Source organism: Paraburkholderia denitrificans, from assembly GCF_042655705.1.
Lineage (GTDB): Bacteria > Pseudomonadota > Gammaproteobacteria > Burkholderiales > Burkholderiaceae > Paraburkholderia > Paraburkholderia denitrificans.
Map to the genome: position 1 here is coordinate 26,395 of NZ_JBHSMP010000001.1, position 18,867 is coordinate 45,261.

Consider the following 18,867-nt stretch of genomic DNA (forward strand, 5'->3'; position numbering starts at 1 on the left):
TGCACCGTGCACGGTGCGCCCTTACGGTAGCGCGACGCGTGCGAGCGCGGCCATCGGCCCGATCTGCGCGAGCACTTGCCGTTGCGCGGCGTCGCGCACGAAAAGCGAACCGGCAAAGCCGAGCGCATTCACCGAAATGCCTTCCACGCGCTCGGCCGCGCGCGGCACGACGAGCATCCAGCGGTGCGTCACGAGCAGGTTGTACGGCATGGCTTGATGGGCGACGCCTTGCACGTCGCGCGTGCCAATTCCGGCGGCATTGAGCAGCGCGCGATAGCAGCCGCTCATGCGCGCTGCCGCATCTTCGCCTGTGAGATCGAGCCTCGCGAATGCATGCCGGAAATGCAGCCCCGGCACGGTCCCGATACCGCCGACGAACCGCGCCGAATCGAACAGCGCTTCAACCGGCACGGTCGCCGTGCTTTCGTCGAGCGGCAGCGGCGCCACCTGCAGATGCTTGTGCGTCTGGCTCGCGCCCGCCTCGGGCCCGCTGTTGTAAAAGCCGAGCCCGTCTATCGCATGCAGCGCCGTGCAGAGCGCCGCGAAATCCGCCCGATCAAGCAACGCGTCCTGCGGCTCGAAACGCCGCGTGACGATCAGCAGATGATGCGCGATCACGTTGTACTTGTTCAGCAGCGCCACGTGCGTGCTGGAGAGATCGGCGACGAAGAGAGCGGGTTCGTACGGCAGGAACGGATCGACTGGACGTTGCGTGTGCGACGTGCGCGTTGCGGCTTCCTTGCGCGCGAGGCTCGAAACTTCGCGCACCACGAAGCGCACGCCGCCGTCTTCGATCACCGTGCGCTTCGTTGCGATCGGGAGTAGCGCGCCGCAACGCAGCGCGTGTTCGCTGCGTCGCGCGATGGCCGCGCCAAGCGAGGTGGAGTCTGCCATAAGGGGCGGCATTGGCGCTCAGGCCTTGTAGCCGATGGCGCGCAGCAGGTCGCGGCGCCACTTGACGTCCTCTTCGGCCTCGACGCCAAGCGGAGGAAAACCGTCCACGACGCCGACGATGCCGCGCCCCTGATCGGTCTCGGCCACGAGCACCTGGGTGGGATTGGCCGTCGCGCAGAAAATGCGGCACACCTCCGGCACGGCCTTGATTGCGTTGAGCACATTCACGGGGAAGAAGCCGTCGCCGAGAAACACGATGAAACTGTGTCCCGCGCCGATGCGCTGAAGATTGCTCGTGGCGAGTTCGACGAGCGCATCGTCGGTGCCCGAGCGGCGCACGAGCCGCTTGCCGGACGCTTCGCAAAACGCGAGGCCGAAGCGGATGCCGGGCACCGTGCCGTAAAGGGCTTCGTGCAGATCCTCGACGCTTTTGATGAAGTGCGACTGGCCGAGGATGAAGTTGGCGGCTTCGGGCTTGACGATCTCTACCGTGGACAGTTGCATGGCGGACCTCTTCGCGCAGTGGATGGCGCAGTGGTTGACGCAGTGGTTGATTTTGGGGGGGCAGCGCGCCGGACGTGCAGTGCGCGTCGGAACGCTGCCGCAGCGAGACCTATTATTCGCGCGAACCGGAGCCGGCTCAAGCTCGATGCGGCGCAACACAACGTAGAAGCGCACAGGCCGCCCGAAAAACAAAACGGCCGGCACCGCGAGGCGTCCGGCCGTTCGTCGTGCATGCGGCGCGCTCACTCGGTCACCACTCAAGCAGCACTCAAGCAGCGGCCTTCTTCAAGCGCTTGCCCTCGACATCGGGCAGGAACACGGTCAGCAAACCAATGAGCGGCAGGAACGAACAGACCTTGTAGACGAAGCCGATGCTCGTGGCATCCGCGAGCTGGCCGAGCACGGCCGCGCCGATGCCGCCGAGGCCGAACGCGAGGCCGAAGAAGAGGCCCGCGACCGTGCCGACCTTGCCAGGAATCAGTTCCTGCGCGTAGACGAGGATGGCCGCGAACGCCGAAGCCAGCACGAGGCCGATGATCACGGTCAGCACGCTGGTCCAGAACAGGTTGGCGTAGGGCAGGAGCAGCGTGAACGGCGCGACGCCGAGAATCGACACCCAGATCACGTATTTACGGCCGACGCGGTCGCCGACCGGTCCGCCGATGATCGTGCCCGCCGCGACGGCCGCGAGGAACACGAACAGATGGATCTGCGCGGCCTGCACGCTCAGGTGAAAGCGGTCGATCAGATAAAACGTGAAGTAGCTGTTGATGCTCGCGAGGTAGAAGTACTTCGAGAACACGAGCAGCAGGAGCACGCCGAGCGCCGTGGCGACGCGGCCGCGCGAGAGGGCGGCGTGCGGGGGCGCGGCGCGTTTTTTCTTCATGTTCGGATGCGACTTGTACCAGCGGCCGATCTGCGTGAGCACGAAGATCGCGACGAGCGCCGCGACGGAGAACCACGCGATGCTGCGCTGGCCGTGCGGAATGACGATCGCGGCGGCGAGCAGCGGCCCGAGCGACGTGCCCGCATTGCCGCCCACCTGGAAGAGCGACTGCGCGAGCCCGTGACGGCCGCCCGAGGCCATGCGTGCGACGCGCGACGACTCCGGGTGAAACACCGACGAACCGCAGCCCACGAGCGCCGCCGCGCAGAGCAGCACGGTGAAGTTCGACGCCGCCGACATCAGCAGCACGCCGCACAGCGTGAAGCCCATGCCGATGGGCAGCGAATACGGCATCGGGCGTTTGTCGGTATAGATGCCGACGAGCGGCTGGAGCATCGACGCTGTGAGCTGGTAGGTGAGCGTGATGAGGCCGATCTGCGTGAAGGACAGCGAAAAGCTGTCCTTGAGCATCGGATAGATCGCGAGGATCAACGACTGGATCATGTCGTTGATCAGGTGCGAAAAGCTGATCGCGCCGAGGACCGGATAGATCGTGGGCTGCTGCGCGGCGGATGGGGCGGGCGCGGGGGACGTAGCGGAGGCCGCAAGGGCACCCTTCTTGAGGCTCGTTTCCATGTTGTAAATCGCAGGAGTGTTCGTGCGGGCACCGCGCCCCAAGGGCGTCGGCAACGGCACGAAATGGACATGTATAAGAGTTATGAACGCAGTGTAATGTGTCTCGCACGAATATTTCGGACATTATTTGTTGAGAATCAGACATCCGCAGCCGCTTACGGCTGCTAGCCGCCATGGCGACAGTTGCGGCGCGCGCGCAACAGATTCTGGAGCGATTTATTGGTCCGTCATTTTGGCCGGGTATAACCCGCCGTACGCACGCTCACGAGGCGTGACGAGACGGGGCCGGAATGCGACAGATCAGGGCACGACAACGGGGAGCTAAAGTTTGCGTCCTGCTTTGCCGTAGAACCGGTTCTGGCGGACCGCGACGCAGCTCCCGGACGCACTACAACAAGCAGGAGACGTAACCACATGAAAGCAGCATCACAAGCCAGCCGGCGCGCCGGATTCATGGAGCAGGACACGGGCGCCGCGGGCGCCGGCACACGCACGACGCGTGCCGCGCGGGGCGGGGACGGTAAATCGTTCTCGGTGAAGGGGACGCTGCGGATTGCCTTTGCCGTGCTTCTCATCGGCACGCTCGCCATGGGCGTGTTCTCGCTCGCACAGATCAGCCGGCTCAACAGCTCGACGCAATCGATCTACGAACAGGGTTACATCGCCAGCCGCGCCGCCGAAGAGGCGCGCGGCCATCTTTTGCGCGCCAGCCGTGCGCAAAAGATGCTGCTCACGGCCACGACCGCGAAAGAGCGCGACGAACTGGGTCAAGACATCGACCGCGATCTCGCCGCGCTCGAGCGCGAGCAGGGCTCGCTCGCGCAATACGCGACGCAGTCCGGCGGCGAGGCGCTCGATCAGCAGAAGAAATTCGCTGCCGCGACTTCGGCGTGGAGCGGCCATCTGCGCGATTTCGTGACGCTCGTGAAGGCGCAGCCGCTCGACCTCTCGCAGATGAACTGGCAGGTCGGCACGCAGGACGTGTCGCTGCTCGTCGAGACGGAGAAGCTCGAAAAGCTCGTCGACCAGCTCGTGGCGCAGCGCGGCACGGCCGCGAAGGCGACCATCGATACGGCCGGGTTCATCTATAAGTCGTCGTTTGTCATGATGGCCATCGCGACCGTCGCGCTCTTCGTGCTCGCGTTCGTCATGGGCGAGTGGGTCGTGCGGCGCATCGCGCGGCAGCTCGGCGGCGAGCCCGTGCACGCGAAGGAAATCGCGAGCCGCATCGCCTCGGGCGACCTGGCGCAGCCGGTCAAGGTCGATGCGCGCGACGCGTCCAGCATGCTCGGCGCGCTGCGCGACATGCAAACCGGGCTCGCCTCGACCGTGTCCGAAATCGCTGCGAGTGCGGAGGCCATTGCTGCCGCGTCGGGCGAGATTTCGACCGGCAACCTCGATCTCTCGCATCGCACCGAGCAACAGGCGGTCGCGCTCGAACGCACCGCGAGCAGCATGGAGGAACTCACGTCGACGGTGCGCCTGAACGCCGAAAACGCGGCACAGGCCAGCACGCTTGCGGGCAATGCCTCGGAGATCGCGGAGAAGGGCGGCAGCGTGGTGGGCCGCGTGGTCGCGACGATGAACGAGATCAACGAGAGCGCGAAGAGCATTGCGGACATTATCGGCGTGATCGAGGGCATCGCGTTCCAGACCAACATTCTCGCTTTGAACGCGGCGGTGGAAGCCGCGCGCGCGGGCGAGGACGGACGCGGCTTCTCGGTTGTGGCGGGCGAAGTGCGCAACCTGGCGCAGCGCAGCGCGGCGGCGGCCAAGGAGATCAAGACGCTGATCAGCGCTTCGGTGGAGCGCGTGGCGAACGGCTCCACGCTCGCGCAGGACGCCGGTCAGACGATGGACGAAGTCGTGAAGGCGGTGAAGCGCGTGAACGACATCATCGGCGAGATTTCGGCGGCGTCGCACGAACAGCGCGCGGGCATCGAGGAAATCAGCCGCGCCGTGACGCAGATGGACGCCGGGACGCAGCAGAATGCGGCGCTTGTTGAAGAGGCGACGGCGGCGGCGCAGTCGCTCGACGATCAGGCGAAAACGCTCAAGCGGCTGGTTGGGAAGTTCAGGCTTGCCTGAGTGTCTTGCGGGCATTGCCTGAAATGCAAAACGCCGCCTGAAAAGGCGGCGTTTTGCATTCGGGCTTCGAAGCGTTCACTTCGCATCGCGCTCAATAATCCACGCGTGCGCGGGATCGTTATGGAAGTGCCATTCGCGGCACTTGCCCGCCATGACGTTTAGATAGTACGAGTCGTATCCATAAGGCACCACCACCGGATGATAGCCGCGCGGCACCATCACGATGTCGTGGTCCTCGACGGCCATCGTTTCGTCGAGGTCGCGCGCATCGGTGTAGACGCGCTGGAACGCGAAGCCCTGCGGCGGGCTCAGGCGGTGATAGTACGTCTCTTCGAGCGCGCTCTCCTGCGGCAGGCGGTCGGCGTCGTGCTTGTGCGGCGGATAGCTCGACGAATGCCCCGATGGCGTCCGCACTTCCACGACAAGCAGCGATTCCGCGGGCTCGGTTTGCGGCAGGATATCGCAGATATAGCGCGTATTGAGGCTCTTGCCGCGCGTCGAACGCTTCATCTGCGCGGGCTCGATCAGCCGTATGGGCAGCGTGCCTTTCGCGGGCGCGCTCGCAACACCCACTTCGGCGCTGCGCGTCGCGCGCACGGTGATTTTCACGCCGGGCGGCACGTAGAGCGCATACGGTGCGGCGTCTTCAAACACGCTGTCGCGCGAGCCCATCCCCGACCAACGCTCGCTGCCCGCTTCGATATCGACCGTGCCCGTGAGCACGACGATGCAGCTCTCGCGTTCCTTTTCGTACACGTAGACCACATCGCCCTCGGAAAGCCGGTAAGCGGCGAAACCGACGTACTGCCAGCCTGCCGTCGAGGGCGTCACGCGCGCGATCGTCTGGCCTTCGCGCGCAGCCTTCACTAGCAAAGTCATGCTGCCTCCTTCGTTGCATCGAGCGGCGCATCGGCGAGCGCGCGCAGCGTGCGCCAGCCTTTCTGTGCATACGCATAGGATGGCGCGATGACGGGGTCCTGTTCGGCCTCGACCACGAGCCAGCCGCGATAGCCGTGGCGCTTGAGGCGCTCGACGATCGCCGCAAAGTTCACCGCGCCGTCGCCGGGCACGGTAAACGCACCCGCGAGCACCGCGTCGAGAAAGCTCCAGTTGCGGTTGCGCGCGAGCTTCACGACCGCTGGACGCACATCCTTGCAATGGACGTGGCACACGCGTGCGACGTGTTTGTCGAGCTCGCGCACCGGGTCGCCGCCCGCGAACGTGATGTGACCGCTGTCGAATAGCAGACCCACGGCGTCGCTCGTGCGCGCCATGAGCTTGTCGATGTCGGCGGGCGTTTCGACGTAGGCGCCCATGTGATGGTGATACGCGAGGCGCACGCCGCGCGAGAGCGTGTGGCGCGCGAACGCTTCGACGCGGGCGGCGTAGTCGTCCCACTGCGCGTCGGTGAAAAAGCGCGGACGCTGATAGAGCGGACGCGCTGCGCCCTGGATCGAATCGGCGACTTCGCCATACACCATCACCGTTGCGCCGTTTCGTGCCAGCAGTTCGAGATGCGGGCCGACGGCGGCGATTTCCTCTTCGACGCTGCGGCGCGCGAGCCTCCCCGAGTACCAGCCGGATACGAGCGCAAGATCATATTGCGCGAGCAACGTTCTGAGCGCCTGCGGCTCGCGCGGAAACTTGTTGCCGAGTTCGAAGCCCTCGTAGCCGATCTCGCGCCCTTCGGCGAGTGCCACCGAAAGCGGTGTTTCGCCGCCGAGCGACGGCAGATCGTCGTTCATCCACGAAAGCGGATTGATGCCGATACGTACGTCGAATGCGCTCATGTGCGTACCTCCGCGTACCTGAAGCCGTGGATCGTCATTGCGCCGGGTTGTCGTTGTCTGCGTTGCTGCCAATGCTGCTGTCCGCACCGTCGTCAGACTCGCCGGTGCCGCTGCTCTTCTCGCGGCGGCTGCGCGCGGCGAGCCGCTCGTCGTACTGCTTGCGCGCCTCGCGGACGTTGGCGCGCGACGACACCTCGGGCACCGCGACTTCCCACCACCAGCCGCCGTCCTCGGTCGTGCGGGTGGGATCGGTGTCGATGCTGATGAGGTAGGTGCGCGACGAGGCGCGCGCGCGCTGCATCGCCGCTTCGAGTTCGGCGACGTTGGCGACGTGTTCGGCCTGCGCGCCGAGCGAGCGCGCGTGCGAGGCGAAGTCGATGCGCGGCGCGCCGAGCGGCCCCTGCGCGCAGTCGTCGAAAAGATTGTTGAACGGTGCGCCGCCGCAGGCCTGCTGCAGGCGGTTGATGCAGCCGTAGCCGCGGTTGTCGAGCACGACGATGATGAGTTTCGCGCCGAGCATCACGGAAGTCGCGATCTCGCTGTTCATCATCAGATAGCTGCCGTCGCCGAGCATCACGATGACTTCGCGATCGGGCCGCGCAAGTTTTGCGCCGAGGCCGCCCGCGATTTCGTAGCCCATGCACGAGTAGCCGTATTCGACGTGATAGGCGCCCGGCTGGCCCGCGCGCCAGAGCTTGTGCAACTCGGCGGGGAGCGTGCCCGCCGCGCAGACGACGATGTCGTCGGTGGGCGAGCGGCTCGACGAGCGTTGCACCGCGCCGATCACATCGGCGTCGTAGGGCAGGCAACTGCGATCCTGCGGCGCATGCGTGAGGTGGTCGACGCTCGCGCGCCACTCGCCCGCGAGTTGCAGCGCGTGCGCGGTCCAGTTGGCCTCGGCGCGCCAGTTCACGAGTTCGTCGGCGAGTGCGATGAGCGCGAGACGCACGTCCGCCTGCACGGCGAGGCCGTCGTGCTTGATCGCGTCGAAACTGTTGGCGTTAATGCCGATCACGTGCGCGTGCTGGAACAGCGAATTCGATCCCGTCGTGAAGTCCTGCAACCGCGTGCCGATGGCGAGGATGTAGTCGGCGTCGTGGGCGAGCGCGTTGGCGGCGGGCGAACCCGTCACGCCGATTGCGCCCACGTTGAGCGGATCGTCCCACGCGAGCGCGCCTTTACCCGCCTGGGTTTCCGCGACGGGAATGCCGCGCGCGGCAGCGAGCGACTGCAATGCCTCCGACGCGTGCGAATACAGCACGCCCCCGCCCGCGACGATCAGCGGACGCTTCGCGCGATGCAACTGGGCGAGCGCGGCGTCGATTTCGGCCTGCACGGGTGCGGGTGCATGAAAACTCACGAGGCGCGGCGTGAAAAAGCTCGCCGGGTAGTCCCACGCGGCGGATTGCACGTCCTGCGGCAGTGCGAGCGTGACGGGGCCGCACAGCGCGGCGTCGGTCAGCACGCGCAGCGCGCGCGGCAGCGCCGTGAGCAGTTGCGCGGGATGGACGATGCGGTCGAAGTAGCGCGAGACGGGCTTGAGCGCGTCGTTGGCCGAGAGGCCGCCGTCATGCGTGTCCTCGATCTGCTGCAGCACGGGATCAGGTGCGCGCGAAACGAAAATGTCGCCGGGCAGCAGCAGGATCGGCAGACGGTTCACATGCGCGAGTGCCGCAGCCGTGACGAGGTTGGTCGCACCAGGTCCGATCGACGTCGTCACCGCCATCATGCGGCGGCGCAATTGCGCCTTCGCGTAGGCAATCGCGGTGTGCGCCATCGCCTGTTCGTTATGCGCGCGTAGCGTGGGCAACTCGTGGCGCCACTGATAGAGCGCTTCGCCGAGCCCGGCGACGTTGCCATGGCCGAAGATCGCGAACACGCCGCCAAAGAGCGGTTCGGTGCGGCCGGAGCCGTCTTCGCAGGCGACGCGCTGCGCAGCGAGGTAGCGCACCAGCGCCTGCGCAGCCGTGAGACGCACGGTCTGTCCGGACGCCATGTGCGCGGCGTGTGTCGATGCAGGCTGGCTTTCGTTCACGGCGGAAGCGATGCGCTGGTTCATGCTGCTCTCTCCTCGTGCGTATGCGATCGGGCGCCGTTCGCCTGTGGGTCGCCAGGGGCCGTGCCGCGTGCATTGCTGCGCGAATCGTGCCAGGCCGCGATCAGCGTTTCGAACGTGCGGCGCACGCGTGCGATCAGCTCGTCGTCGCCGATCTCGCCCGCGAGCCATGCGAGAGCAGGCTCGTGGTGGATCGTGCGGCCCACCGTGAAGCCGCGGCAGGTCGCCGAATGCGCCGCGTTACGAAGGCCCGCGAGCATTTGCTCGACGCTTGCCGACAATCCGAGCAGCACGACGCCGCGGCAGTACGGGTCACGTTCGGCGATTAGCGCGTCAATGGCGCGCCATTGCGCGGCGTCCATCGGTTCGAGCTTCCACCACTCGGGATAGATGCCGATGTTGTAGAGGCGCTTGAGAGCGCGCCACACCGTGTCGGGCGCGTTCGGCGCGCCGTCGAGCTTCGGTGGAATCACCTCGAGCAGCAGTTCGTGGCCGCTTGCCTGCACGGCGTCGTAGAGCGCGCGCAATTGCGATTCCTGCTCGATGCGCTGTTCGACCGGTTCGTCGGGATGGAGCTGCACGAGGCACTTCACCGTGTGCTCGATGGGCCAGTTCGCAAGCGTCGTGCCGATCGAGCGGCCATGATCGAACACGAGCGGGACCGATCCGGGCAGCTCGACAGGGCGGCCGATCCACCAGCCGCGCCCGGTGGCGGCGTTCAGCGCATCCTGGCCGTAGCGGTCGTCGATCAGCACGCCGATGCGCCCTTGCAGACCGAGCGCCTGTTCGGTCTGGGCAACCGCAACGACAAAGAGATTCTTGAGTTGCGTGATGCGCGATTCGTCGGCGCCCGCTTGCTGCGCGAGTTCGAAGAACTGATTGCGATGATCGAAGGCGAAACCGAGCACTTCATCGTGCGGCGTGCGCGCGGGCGTCACGCGATGCAGGCGCGCGAGCGTTGCGTCGCGGTCCGGGCGGCGCATGCGTGCGGGGTCGGCAGCGGCTTCGCGCAGGAAGTAGTCGAGTTCGGCGGGCGTCGGCATGGCGGGCGCGCAGCCGTGGCGCGACACCACGAGCGCGCCGCATGCGTTGGCCGTGCGCGCGCAGTCTTCGAGCGGCGCGTCGCGCAGCCATCCCGAGAGAAAGCCCGCGGCGAATGCATCGCCCGCGCCGAGCACGTTGAGCACCTCGACCGCGACGCCGCGTTGCATCGGCAGATCGTCGAGCGACGCGGGCAGCGCGCCTTCGATGATCTGGCAGCCGAGCGGGCCGCGCTTGACGAGCAGCGTGGCACGGGTCGCTTCGCGCACGCGCGCGAGTGCGTCGATGAGCGATGCCGCGCCGCCCGCGATGCGGAATTCCTCTTCGGTGCCGATCACGAGATCGAAGTGCGGCAGGATGCGCTGCAAATGTGCGGACACGCCTTCGCTCGCGACGAAGCGCGTCTCGCCGTCCGCCTTGCCCGTGAGGCCCCAGAGTACGGGGCGATAGTCGATGTCGAGCACCGTGCGCACGCCGTTGCGCCGTGCGTAGTCGAGCGCCGTGAGGCTCGTGCGGTTCGTGTGTTCGGTCGAGAAGTGCGTGCCGGTGATGAGCAGCGCCTTCGAGTCGGCGATGAATGTCTCGTCGAAATCCTGCGCGTCGACGGCCATGTCGGCGCAGTTCTCACGATAGAAAAGGAGCGGAAACGTGTCGCGGTCCTTCAGGCCGAGCAGCACGAGCGCGGTCAGGCGTTCGCGGTCCACGCGCACGTGGCTCGTGTCGCAACCTTCTTTCGCGAGCGTTTCGGCGAGAAAACGGCCCATGTGATCGTCGCCGACGCGCGTGAGCATGGCCGTCCGAAGACCGAGCCGTGCGCAGCCGAACGCGATGTTCGCCGACGATCCGCCCAGATACTTCGCGAACGTCGAGACGTCTTCGAGCCGCGCGCCCACCTGCTGCGCGTAGAGATCGACGCCGAGGCGGCCGAGGCAGACGACGTCGCGGCTTTTGCCGGGCGCGAAGCGCGAAGCCGCGGCGGCGGGGGAACGGGTCGTGGCCATGTGCATTCCTCGTGAGATCGGTGCCGTTGCTGTGCCGTTGCGTTGTCTTGTACTCAGACCGTCGCGCCGTCGAGTTCCGCGATGAGCTTTTGCATCTCCGCGCCGCCGGCCATCATGTCGAGCACCTCGTTCTTGCTGATGGTGTCTTTCGTGAAGGTGCCGAGCGAGCGCCCGCGATTGAGCAGGGTGAACGAATCGCCGATGGGGTAGGCGTGATGGACGTTGTGGGTGATGAAGATCACCGAAATGCCCTTGGCGCGCGCGTTGTGGATCAGCTTGAGCACATTGAAGCTCTGCTTGACGCCGAGTGCGGCGGTCGGCTCGTCGAGAATCAGCACGCGCGCGCCAAAGTGGATCGCGCGCGCAATCGCGAGGCACTGGCGCTCGCCGCCTGACATCGTGCCGATGGCCTGATGCGGATCGCGCACGTTGATGCCCATTTCCGCGAGCCGGTCTTGTGCGATCGTTGCGCTGGCATCGAGATCCATGACGTTCAGAAAGCCGAATAATTTCTTCTGCGGCTCGCGGCCCATGAAGAAATTGCGCGCCACGGATAAGAGCGGCACAAGCGCGAGGTCTTGATACACCGTCGCGATGCCGAGGTCGAGCGCCTCCTTGGGTGAAGCGAAATGCACGGGCTTGCCGTCCACGAAATACTGGCCGGAAGAGGGCGCGTGCACGCCCGCGAGCGTCTTGATGAGCGTGGACTTGCCCGCGCCGTTGTCGCCCAGCAGGCAGTGCACTTCGCCGCGCTTCAAGCGCATCGTGACGCCGCTCAGCGCGATGACCTTGCCGAAATACTTGCTGACGTTTTCGAGCGCGAGGATCGTGTCGGCGCTGTCGCCGATGATCGTGTCGGACATGGCGGGCTCCCGGTTACGACTGCGCGACGCGGCGGCGCACGTAGTGATTGAACAGCACGGCCATCAACAGCATCATGCCGAGGAACACGCGGAACCAGTCCGAATCGATGTTCGTGTAGGTGATGCCGATCTGCACGACGCCGAAAATCAGCGCACCAAACGCGGCGCCGATCACCGAGCCGTAGCCGCCTGTGAGCAGCGTTCCGCCGATCACCGCGGCGATGATCGCCTCGAATTCCTTTTGAATGCCACGGTCGGCGGCGGCCGAGCCGATGTCGCACACCTGCAGCACGGCGAAGAGGCACGAGCAGAACGCGGTGAGCATGAAGAGCGAGATCTTGACGCGCTTGACGGGCACGCCGACGTTCTTGGCAGCGTTCGCGTCGCCGCCGACGGCGAGAATCCAGTTGCCGTAGCGCGTTCTGGCGAGCACGAACGCGCCGATTGCGGTGAGCGCGAACCACCAGAGCAGCACTTTCGGTACGCCGGGCACGAGCGGCTGGCCGTTGTCGAGCATCTTGCCGATGCCCGCATGCGCGAGGACGACGAAGAGCCCTTTGAACGCAGTGCCGTGAAAGAGCAGGTTGGTGAGCCAGTCGGCTTTCGCGACGTCGCCGACGCCCGAGACGATCGTGCGGTCGGCGAACATGATCGACAGGGCGAGCGTGAGGCCGCGCAGGATGAACAGGAACGCGAGCGTGACGATGAACGACGGCAGCCGCGTGCGCATCACGAGATACCCGTTGAGCGCGCCGAGCGCGACGCAGCCAGCGAACGCGAAGAGAATCGAGAGGGAGATGGGCCAGTGGAAGTACATGGTTGGAATGGCAACCATCATTCCCGCGAAGCCGATCATCGAGCCGATGGAGAGGTCGAACTCGCCTGCGATCATCAGCAGGCATGCGCCGACGGCGAGGATGCCGAGATAGGCTGCGACTTGCGACCAGTTCATCACGCCGTCGAGATCGAACATGCCGGACCCGCCCGCGCCGATGGCAAATATGGCGAAGATGAGCACGGTGCCTGAAATCGCGGCGAATTCGGGACGGCCGAGCAGATGCCCGAACCACGGTTCGCGGCGCATGCGTTCATCGGCTGGGGTGGATCCTGCCGATGCCTGTGGCGTGGCGCCGGGGTCTTGCGCGGTGCTGTCGTGTACGTGTGAGGGGAAGTGCTTACCGGCTACGCCCATGATCTTTCCTCTGCTCTGTTGGCCTGAGTAAGCGCTTCAGCGATGACTCAGGCCTGGTACAAAACCGTCGGCCAAACACCGCGAATCAGCGGTACTGACCCGCGTACTTCACGACCTTGTCGAGGTTCTCCTTCGTGATAAAGCCCGGGCCCGAGCGGATATCGCGCTTGCCGTACGACGGTTGCAGGCCGTAAGTCTCCAGACGCTGCTTGAATTTCGGATTCGCTTCGAGCAGCTGGCGGATATTCACCGGGTCGGTCGTGTGTTCCTTCTTCGCAATGGCGAGCACCGCGACCGGGATATAGCCTTGCAGGTACGGCTGCTGATCGATGGCGAACTGGATCGTGCCCGCGCGGATCGCCTTCGCGATGTCGTCGGAGAAATCGAACGTCGCGAAATAGATCTTGCCCGCGAGGCCCATCTGCTGGACGGCCTTCAGCGTGGCGGCAGCCGGGACCGGCCCGAGCGTCAGAATCGCGCCGGTGTTCGGGTGGTTGCGCAGATACGCGCTGACCTTCGACTGGATCTCGGTCGGGTCGGTGCCGGTATCGACGGTGGAACTCTTGTAGTCGGCGCCGATGGCGTCCGCGAAGCCGCGGCAGCGGTCGAACGACACGGAGTTCGTCGCGAAGTGATTCACGCAGAGGAATGACTTGACGCCCGCAGCCTTGGCTTTTTCGCCCGCGGCTTGCCCGGCGACGTATTCGGGCTGCCCGACGTGCATGATCGCGCCGAGCTTCGCGCTTTGCTCTTCAGTGCCGGAGTTGAGCGTGACGAGCGGAATCTTCTTTTGGGTGACCTTGCCGATCGAGCTCTTGAGCACGTCGAAGTCGGCAATCGTCGTGGCCACGCCGTCGTAGTTGCGCGCGGCGGCCTGCTCGATCAGACGCGCCATGTCGGCGATGTCGCCGTTCGGCGGGTTGCGGTAGTCGGTCTCGACGTTGAAGTCCTCGTCGGCCTGCTTGATGGCGTTCTTGATGGTGTTCCACCACGAATCCGAATCCGGTGCGTGGCTGATCAGTACGAAGTGCGCGTCGGCGGCCTGCGCCGACGGCACGGCGAGCATCGACAGCGAACCCAGCCCGGCAGCGAGCGCGAGCGTCGCCGCGAGCCGCTTGAGCATTGCCTTGCCCTTGCGTTCAGTCATTATCTCCACCTTTCTCGGTCTGTCGTTTTTAGGGATGAACCGGACGGCTTCGCGAGTCGAGGCCACCCCGCTCATCGAAAAGAGTAGGTCATCGCCGAAGTAGATGCAATTAATATTTCACCGTAAATAAAAATGGAAAATATGTTCCATTCATACGTGAGCCTTCCTATAATCGGCAGCGTCGGCAGGCTGCGGATGCCGCGCCCGGCAAGGGTTTTGCGGCGCTGCGGTAACCAGAAAGGAAAACGGATCATGGCGGATGAAACAACCGATGCCGTAGCGGGCGTTGACGAATTGATGCAGCGCATCGCACAGGAATACGATGCGCTGCCGCGTCAGTTGAAGAGCGTCGCGAACTACATCGAACAGCATCGCGCGAGCGTGATGATGGACCGCACGAGCGACATTGCCGCGAGCTGTGGGGTACATCCTTCAGCCGTGGTGCGCTTTGCGCAGCGCCTCGGCTTTTCGGGCTTCTCGGATCTGCAGGCCGTGTTTCGTCAGGCGTATGCGGGCCAGGGTTCGTCGGCCACGAGTTACCAGGCCCGCATTCGCCAGCTGATCGACGCGAAAGCCGGCAAGGCGAGTCCGGATCTCGGCGGCGCGGTGGCGCGCGAATTCATCGGCGCGTGCCGCAGCGGGCTCGACGAACTCGAAGCGGGACTCGACGACGCGCAGTTCGACGCGGCGGTCAAGATGCTCGAGCAGGCCGACAACATTTACGTGATCGGCGTGCGGCGCTCGTTTCCGGTGGCGAGCTACATCGTCTACGCGCTGCAGCACACGCGCAAGCGCGTGCATCTCGTCTCGGGGCTCGGCGGCATGTATCACGAGCAGATCCGCAGCGTGAGAAAGGGCGATGTCGTGATGGCGATCAGCTTCGCGCCCTACGGCAAGGAAACGCAATATTGCCTGCGCGTCGCGCAGCAGCACCACGCGAAGACGCTCGTCATTACCGACAGCCAGCTCTCGCCGCTCGCGCGCCACGCGGATGCCCATCTCTATGTGAAGGAGGGGAGCGCGTTCGCGTTCCGCTCGCTCACCAGCACTTTCTGCCTGTGCCAGGCGCTCTTTATCGCGCTTGCGTACCGGCTCGAACTGAACGTCGAGGAATCGACCGACACAGGAGGCTACGATGACTGAGAACGCAGGCAAGACGCTGGACGCGGCGGTATTCGGCGCGGGGCGCATCGGCCGCATTCACGCGGCGAATCTCGCGCGCCAGCAAGGCGTGCGGCTCAAATACGTGATCGACGTGAACCGCGAAGCCGCCGCCGCGCTCGCAGCGCAGCACGGCGCGCAGGTGGCCGATATCGACGGCGCGCTCGGCGACGCGTCGATTGGCGCGTCGGTGATTTGCTCCAGTACCGATACGCATTCCGAACTGATTCTTAAATCGGCGGCGGCTGGCAAGCATATCTTCTGCGAAAAGCCGGTCGATCTCACTGTCGAGCGTGCACGCGCGTGCGCTGAAGCTGTGGAGCGTGCGGGCGTGATCGCCATGATCGGCTTTCAGCGCCGCTACGATCCCACCTTCACTGCCCTCAAGGCGCGCATCGAAGCGGGCGAGATCGGCACGCCGGAAATGCTCGTGGTCACGAGCCGCGATCCGGGTGCGCCGCCGATCGACTACATCCGGCACTCGGGCGGTATTTTCAAGGACATGCTGATCCACGACTTCGATATCTTCCGCTGGATTCTCGACGACGAAGCCGACACCGTGCACGCAACGGGCAGTTGCCTTTCCGATCCTGCCATCGCCGAGGCTGGCGACATCGATTCGACGGCAGTGACGATCCGCACGAAGCGCGGGCGGCTTTGCCAGATCAATACCGCGCGCCGCGCGGCCTATGGTTACGACCAGCGCTTCGAAATTCTCGGCAGCAACGGCATGCTCCAGGCGGGCAACGTGAGGCCGACCGAAGTCGTGGCGTGGTCGAAACAGGCGGTGTCGCGGGACGTGCCGGAAGCGTTTTTCCTCGAACGCTATCGCGCGGCTTACGCGAGCGAGATGGCGCATTTCCACGACGCGGTCATACATGGCACGCCGGTACGCACGACGGTCGCGGACGGGCTCAAGGCGCTCGAACTCGCCGAGGCCGCGGCGCTGTCGTGGCGCGAAGGGTGCGTGGTGAAACTCGGCGGCTGAGCGCGCTTTCGGCGCGCGCGCTGGTCAGCTATCCGCTGATGGACCGTACGGAAGGAGGCGAACGATGCAGGCGACAGAACGGGCCCGGCCATTGCGCGTGGGCGTGGCGGGACTTGGGCGGCTCGGGCGGCGGCATGCGCTCAATCTTGCGTATCGTGTGCCGGGCGCGACGCTCGCGGCGGCGTGCAGCCCGCTCGACGACGATCTTGCGTGGGCGCGCGAGGCGCTGCCCGAGGCGCGCCTTTACGGCACTGATGCCGGTTATGCCGAGATGCTTGCGGACGCAACGCTCGACGCCGTGTGGATCGTCACGCCTTCGGCGCTGCACGCGCAGCAGATCGTCGACGCGTTGCGCGCGGGCAAGCACGTGTTCTGCGAAAAACCGCTTTCGCTCGACGTCGCCGAGTGCGAGCGCGTGGCGGAGGAAGCGCGCCGCCACGACTGCCAGCAGGTGACGATCGGCTTCATGCGCCGCTTCGATCCGAGCTATCGCGACGCGTTCGCCAAGCTGCGCGCGGGTGCGATCGGGCGGCCGTTTCTCGTGCGCTCGCAAACTTGCGACCTCAACGATCCGGGCGGTTTTTTCGTGCGCTTCGCGCCGCAATCGGGCGGCATCTTTCTCGACTGCACGGTGCACGACATCGACGTGGCGCGCTGGCTGCTCGGCAAGCCGCGCGCGACGCGCGTCTACGCGAGCGGCACGATTGCGCTGCACGAGGGACTGCGCGCGGCGGGCGACGTGGACAATGGCGTTGCGATCTGCGAATTCGAAGGCGTCGCACTGGCGATGTTCTACGCGTCGCGCACGATGGCGCACGGCAACGATACGTCGAGCGAGGTGATCGGCACGGCGGGCGCGCTTGCGATCGGACATATTCCGCGCGCGAACCGGGTCGAGGTTTACGACGCGCGCGGCGTGCGCAGCGAATGCACGCCCACGTTCTTCGACCGCTTCGAGGAGGCGTTTCTGATCGAGGCGCAGGCGTTCGTGGCGGCGGTGCGTGCGCGCGAAGGCGTGAGCGTGGGCGTCGGCGTCGGCGGGCAGAACGATGAGCAACCGGCGGGGCAGGGCGCGACGCTCGAAGATGCGCTGGAGGCGACGCGAATCGGCCTCGCGCTGCGCGAGTCGCTGCATACCGGGCGAGCCGTTTTGCTGTGAATGCTGCGGCGAATGCCGCAGGGCATGCGCCAGCAGGTGCGACGCGCCGCCCCGGGGGAGGGAGCGCGCGTGCGGTAAAATCGAGCCTGTTGCATGCGCCGCCTCCGGCGCGTCACTCGAAGGATCCTACCCCGATGCAGATTCAGGTTCACAAGGAAGTGGATGCGCGCGGGCTGAACTGCCCGCTGCCGATCCTGCGCGCCAAGAAGGCGCTTGCCGATATGGAAAGCGGCCAGATTCTCAAGGTGCTGGCGACCGACCCCGGCTCGCAGCGCGATTTCGCGGCGTTTGCGAAGCAGACGGGCAACGAGATCGTCGAAAGTACGCAGCAGGACAAGACGTTCGTCTTTCTGATGCGCCGGCGCTGATAGCCGGTACGCTTTTCTGTTCCGCACGCCGCATGCGCCAGGTGCGCGAATGAAGGCGCGAACAAAAACGTGAATTAAAGCGTGAATAAAAAAATGGCCCGCGTTCGTCGCGGGCCATTTAATTTGCAGCGCGTGCCGTGACACGCGCGGCGCTTAGCCTTCCATGACCGGCTTGCGCGTGTGCAGATATTCGGCGAATTCAGTCGCCACTTCCGGGTGGCGCAGCGCGAACTCGACGGTTGCCTTCAGATAGCCGAGCTTGCTGCCGCAGTCGAAACGCGTGCCGTGGTATTTGTACGCGAGCACCTGTTCGTCGGCGAGCAGCGACTGGATCGCGTCCGTGAGCTGCAATTCGCCGCCCGCACCGGGCTTGAGCGAGCGCAGGTGGTCGAAAATACGCGGCTTGAGCACGTAGCGGCCGACCACGCCGAGGTTCGACGGTGCGACTTCGGGCGCCGGTTTTTCGACGATGCCGGAGAGCTTGACGATCGCGTCTTCCCATTCCTTGCCGTCGACGATGCCGTACGAGCGCGTCTCCGAAGGCGGAATCTCTTCCACGCCGATCACCGAGCTATGGTAGTGATCGAACACATCCACCATCTGCTTCATGACGGGCGGCGTGCCGTAGAGCAGGTCATCGGCGAGGATCACGGCGAACGGGTTGTCGCCCACGAGCTTCTCCGCGCACAGCACCGCGTGGCCCAGGCCGAGCGCTTCCGGCTGACGCACGTAGAAGCAGTCGACGTTGTTCGGCTTGATGCTGCGGACCAGTTCCAGCAGTTTCGCCTTGCCGCGTGCTTCCAGTTCCGCCTCGATCTCATAGGACTTGTCGAAATGGTCCTCGATCGCCCGCTTGCTGCGTCCGGTCACGAAGATCATCTCGGTGATGCCGGCCGCGACCGCTTCCTCGACGGCGTACTGGATCAACGGCTTGTCGACGATCGGCAGCATTTCCTTCGGGCTTGCCTTCGTAGCCGGAAGAAAGCGCGTGCCGAGGCCCGCCACAGGGAATACTGCTTTTGTAACTTTTAGCATGGCTCTAATCCTGGTCCTGGTGCCTGGTCCTGATGCTGGTCCTGATGCTGGTCCTGGC

General features: G+C 65.4%; 17 protein-coding genes. 5 read left to right on the forward strand and 12 right to left on the reverse strand.

Going from position 1 to position 18,867, the window contains the following annotated elements:
- Nucleotides 1–21: 21 nt before the first annotated feature.
- The 3 genes from ACFPTO_RS00135 to ACFPTO_RS00145 all read right to left on the reverse strand — a co-directional run bounded on the left by ACFPTO_RS00135 (nucleotide 22) and on the right by ACFPTO_RS00145 (nucleotide 2,920).
- A complete protein-coding gene (locus ACFPTO_RS00135; protein WP_377708546.1) occupies nucleotides 22–894 on the reverse strand; it encodes an ATP adenylyltransferase family protein in 873 nt (290 codons plus the stop codon).
- An 18-nt stretch (nucleotides 895–912) separates the two neighbouring features.
- Nucleotides 913–1,398 carry an adenosine-specific kinase gene (locus ACFPTO_RS00140; protein WP_377708547.1) on the reverse strand — a complete coding sequence of 162 codons (486 nt, stop codon included), beginning with the start codon at nucleotides 1,396–1,398 and terminating at the stop codon, nucleotides 913–915.
- Between the two features lie 268 nt (nucleotides 1,399–1,666).
- Nucleotides 1,667–2,920 carry an MFS transporter gene (locus ACFPTO_RS00145; RefSeq protein ID WP_377708548.1) on the reverse strand — a complete coding sequence of 418 codons (1,254 nt, stop codon included), beginning with the start codon at nucleotides 2,918–2,920 and terminating at the stop codon, nucleotides 1,667–1,669.
- 414 nt (nucleotides 2,921–3,334) lie between these two features.
- Here ACFPTO_RS00145 and ACFPTO_RS00150 point away from each other — a divergent pair, with 414 nt between their 5' ends.
- On the forward strand, nucleotides 3,335–5,008 hold the full coding sequence (locus ACFPTO_RS00150; RefSeq protein WP_377708550.1) for a methyl-accepting chemotaxis protein: 1,674 nt from the start codon (nucleotides 3,335–3,337) through the stop codon (nucleotides 5,006–5,008).
- A gap of 75 nt (nucleotides 5,009–5,083) precedes the next feature.
- On the opposite strand, the gene iolB is transcribed toward ACFPTO_RS00150, so the two are convergent.
- The 8 genes from iolB to ACFPTO_RS00190 all read right to left on the reverse strand — a co-directional run bounded on the left by iolB (nucleotide 5,084) and on the right by ACFPTO_RS00190 (nucleotide 14,352).
- Nucleotides 5,084–5,887: a 5-deoxy-glucuronate isomerase gene (iolB, locus tag ACFPTO_RS00155; RefSeq protein ID WP_377708551.1), complete on the reverse strand. Its 804-nt coding sequence runs from the start codon at nucleotides 5,885–5,887 to the stop codon at nucleotides 5,084–5,086.
- Nucleotides 5,884–6,798 (reverse strand): myo-inosose-2 dehydratase, encoded by a 915-nt coding sequence (gene iolE / locus ACFPTO_RS00160; RefSeq protein ID WP_377708552.1) that lies wholly within the window; start codon nucleotides 6,796–6,798, stop codon nucleotides 5,884–5,886. Before iolE ends, iolB begins: the two co-directional genes overlap by 4 nt.
- Before the next feature lie 34 nt (nucleotides 6,799–6,832).
- Nucleotides 6,833–8,857 carry a 3D-(3,5/4)-trihydroxycyclohexane-1,2-dione acylhydrolase (decyclizing) gene (gene iolD / locus ACFPTO_RS00165; RefSeq protein WP_377708554.1) on the reverse strand — a complete coding sequence of 675 codons (2,025 nt, stop codon included), beginning with the start codon at nucleotides 8,855–8,857 and terminating at the stop codon, nucleotides 6,833–6,835.
- A complete protein-coding gene (locus ACFPTO_RS00170; protein WP_377708555.1) occupies nucleotides 8,854–10,896 on the reverse strand; it encodes a bifunctional 5-dehydro-2-deoxygluconokinase/5-dehydro-2-deoxyphosphogluconate aldolase in 2,043 nt (680 codons plus the stop codon). Before ACFPTO_RS00170 ends, iolD begins: the two co-directional genes overlap by 4 nt.
- 53 nt (nucleotides 10,897–10,949) lie before the next feature.
- Entirely contained in the window at nucleotides 10,950–11,759 is an 810-nt protein-coding gene (locus tag ACFPTO_RS00175) for an ATP-binding cassette domain-containing protein (RefSeq protein WP_377708557.1), read from the reverse strand.
- Between the two features lie 13 nt (nucleotides 11,760–11,772).
- Nucleotides 11,773–12,951 carry an ABC transporter permease gene (locus tag ACFPTO_RS00180; protein WP_377708558.1) on the reverse strand — a complete coding sequence of 393 codons (1,179 nt, stop codon included), beginning with the start codon at nucleotides 12,949–12,951 and terminating at the stop codon, nucleotides 11,773–11,775.
- 85 nt (nucleotides 12,952–13,036) lie between these two features.
- Complete coding sequence (locus tag ACFPTO_RS00185) at nucleotides 13,037–14,098, reverse strand: sugar ABC transporter substrate-binding protein (protein WP_377708559.1); 1,062 nt, start codon at nucleotides 14,096–14,098, stop codon at nucleotides 13,037–13,039.
- A 71-nt stretch (nucleotides 14,099–14,169) separates the two neighbouring features.
- Nucleotides 14,170–14,352, reverse strand: a complete 183-nt coding sequence (locus tag ACFPTO_RS00190; protein ID WP_377708561.1) for a hypothetical protein — start codon at nucleotides 14,350–14,352, stop codon at nucleotides 14,170–14,172.
- Here ACFPTO_RS00190 and ACFPTO_RS00195 point away from each other — a divergent pair.
- From ACFPTO_RS00195 to ACFPTO_RS00210, 4 genes are all read left to right on the forward strand, one after another.
- Nucleotides 14,351–15,241 (forward strand): MurR/RpiR family transcriptional regulator, encoded by an 891-nt coding sequence (locus ACFPTO_RS00195; protein WP_377708562.1) that lies wholly within the window; start codon nucleotides 14,351–14,353, stop codon nucleotides 15,239–15,241. The genes ACFPTO_RS00190 and ACFPTO_RS00195 overlap by 2 nt on opposite strands.
- The gene (gene iolG, locus ACFPTO_RS00200; protein ID WP_377708564.1) at nucleotides 15,234–16,247 is read left to right on the forward strand and encodes an inositol 2-dehydrogenase; all 1,014 of its coding nucleotides are present in this window, start codon (nucleotides 15,234–15,236) and stop codon (nucleotides 16,245–16,247) included. Before ACFPTO_RS00195 ends, iolG begins: the two co-directional genes overlap by 8 nt.
- A 64-nt stretch (nucleotides 16,248–16,311) precedes the next feature.
- A complete protein-coding gene (locus ACFPTO_RS00205) occupies nucleotides 16,312–17,406 on the forward strand; it encodes a Gfo/Idh/MocA family oxidoreductase (RefSeq protein ID WP_377708566.1) in 1,095 nt (364 codons plus the stop codon).
- A 140-nt stretch (nucleotides 17,407–17,546) separates the two neighbouring features.
- On the forward strand, nucleotides 17,547–17,774 hold the full coding sequence (locus tag ACFPTO_RS00210) for a sulfurtransferase TusA family protein (protein WP_027815106.1): 228 nt from the start codon (nucleotides 17,547–17,549) through the stop codon (nucleotides 17,772–17,774).
- A gap of 153 nt (nucleotides 17,775–17,927) precedes the next feature.
- Here ACFPTO_RS00210 and galU read toward each other — a convergent pair whose 3' ends face one another.
- Nucleotides 17,928–18,809, reverse strand: coding sequence for a UTP--glucose-1-phosphate uridylyltransferase GalU (galU, locus tag ACFPTO_RS00215; RefSeq protein ID WP_377708567.1), 882 nt, complete (start codon nucleotides 18,807–18,809; stop codon nucleotides 17,928–17,930).
- Between the last annotated feature and the right edge of the window lie 58 nt (nucleotides 18,810–18,867).

What these genes read in the sequence shown, in the direction of transcription:
- ACFPTO_RS00135 (WP_377708546.1), bottom strand. Translation starts at nt 894, where the DNA reads ATGGCAGACTCCACCTCGCTTGGCGCGGCCATCGCGCGACGCAGCGAA.
- ACFPTO_RS00140 (WP_377708547.1), bottom strand. Translation starts at nt 1,398, where the DNA reads ATGCAACTGTCCACGGTAGAGATCGTCAAGCCCGAAGCCGCCAACTTC.
- ACFPTO_RS00145 (WP_377708548.1), bottom strand. Translation starts at nt 2,920, where the DNA reads ATGGAAACGAGCCTCAAGAAGGGTGCCCTTGCGGCCTCCGCTACGTCC.
- ACFPTO_RS00150 (WP_377708550.1), top strand. Translation starts at nt 3,335, where the DNA reads ATGAAAGCAGCATCACAAGCCAGCCGGCGCGCCGGATTCATGGAGCAG.
- iolB (WP_377708551.1), bottom strand. Translation starts at nt 5,887, where the DNA reads ATGACTTTGCTAGTGAAGGCTGCGCGCGAAGGCCAGACGATCGCGCGC.
- iolE (WP_377708552.1), bottom strand. Translation starts at nt 6,798, where the DNA reads ATGAGCGCATTCGACGTACGTATCGGCATCAATCCGCTTTCGTGGATG.
- iolD (WP_377708554.1), bottom strand. Translation starts at nt 8,857, where the DNA reads ATGAACCAGCGCATCGCTTCCGCCGTGAACGAAAGCCAGCCTGCATCG.
- ACFPTO_RS00170 (WP_377708555.1), bottom strand. Translation starts at nt 10,896, where the DNA reads ATGGCCACGACCCGTTCCCCCGCCGCCGCGGCTTCGCGCTTCGCGCCC.
- ACFPTO_RS00175 (WP_377708557.1), bottom strand. Translation starts at nt 11,759, where the DNA reads ATGTCCGACACGATCATCGGCGACAGCGCCGACACGATCCTCGCGCTC.
- ACFPTO_RS00180 (WP_377708558.1), bottom strand. Translation starts at nt 12,951, where the DNA reads ATGGGCGTAGCCGGTAAGCACTTCCCCTCACACGTACACGACAGCACC.
- ACFPTO_RS00185 (WP_377708559.1), bottom strand. Translation starts at nt 14,098, where the DNA reads ATGACTGAACGCAAGGGCAAGGCAATGCTCAAGCGGCTCGCGGCGACG.
- ACFPTO_RS00195 (WP_377708562.1), top strand. Translation starts at nt 14,351, where the DNA reads ATGGCGGATGAAACAACCGATGCCGTAGCGGGCGTTGACGAATTGATG.
- ACFPTO_RS00190 (WP_377708561.1), bottom strand. Translation starts at nt 14,352, where the DNA reads ATGATCCGTTTTCCTTTCTGGTTACCGCAGCGCCGCAAAACCCTTGCC.
- iolG (WP_377708564.1), top strand. Translation starts at nt 15,234, where the DNA reads ATGACTGAGAACGCAGGCAAGACGCTGGACGCGGCGGTATTCGGCGCG.
- ACFPTO_RS00205 (WP_377708566.1), top strand. Translation starts at nt 16,312, where the DNA reads ATGCAGGCGACAGAACGGGCCCGGCCATTGCGCGTGGGCGTGGCGGGA.
- galU (WP_377708567.1), bottom strand. Translation starts at nt 18,809, where the DNA reads ATGCTAAAAGTTACAAAAGCAGTATTCCCTGTGGCGGGCCTCGGCACG.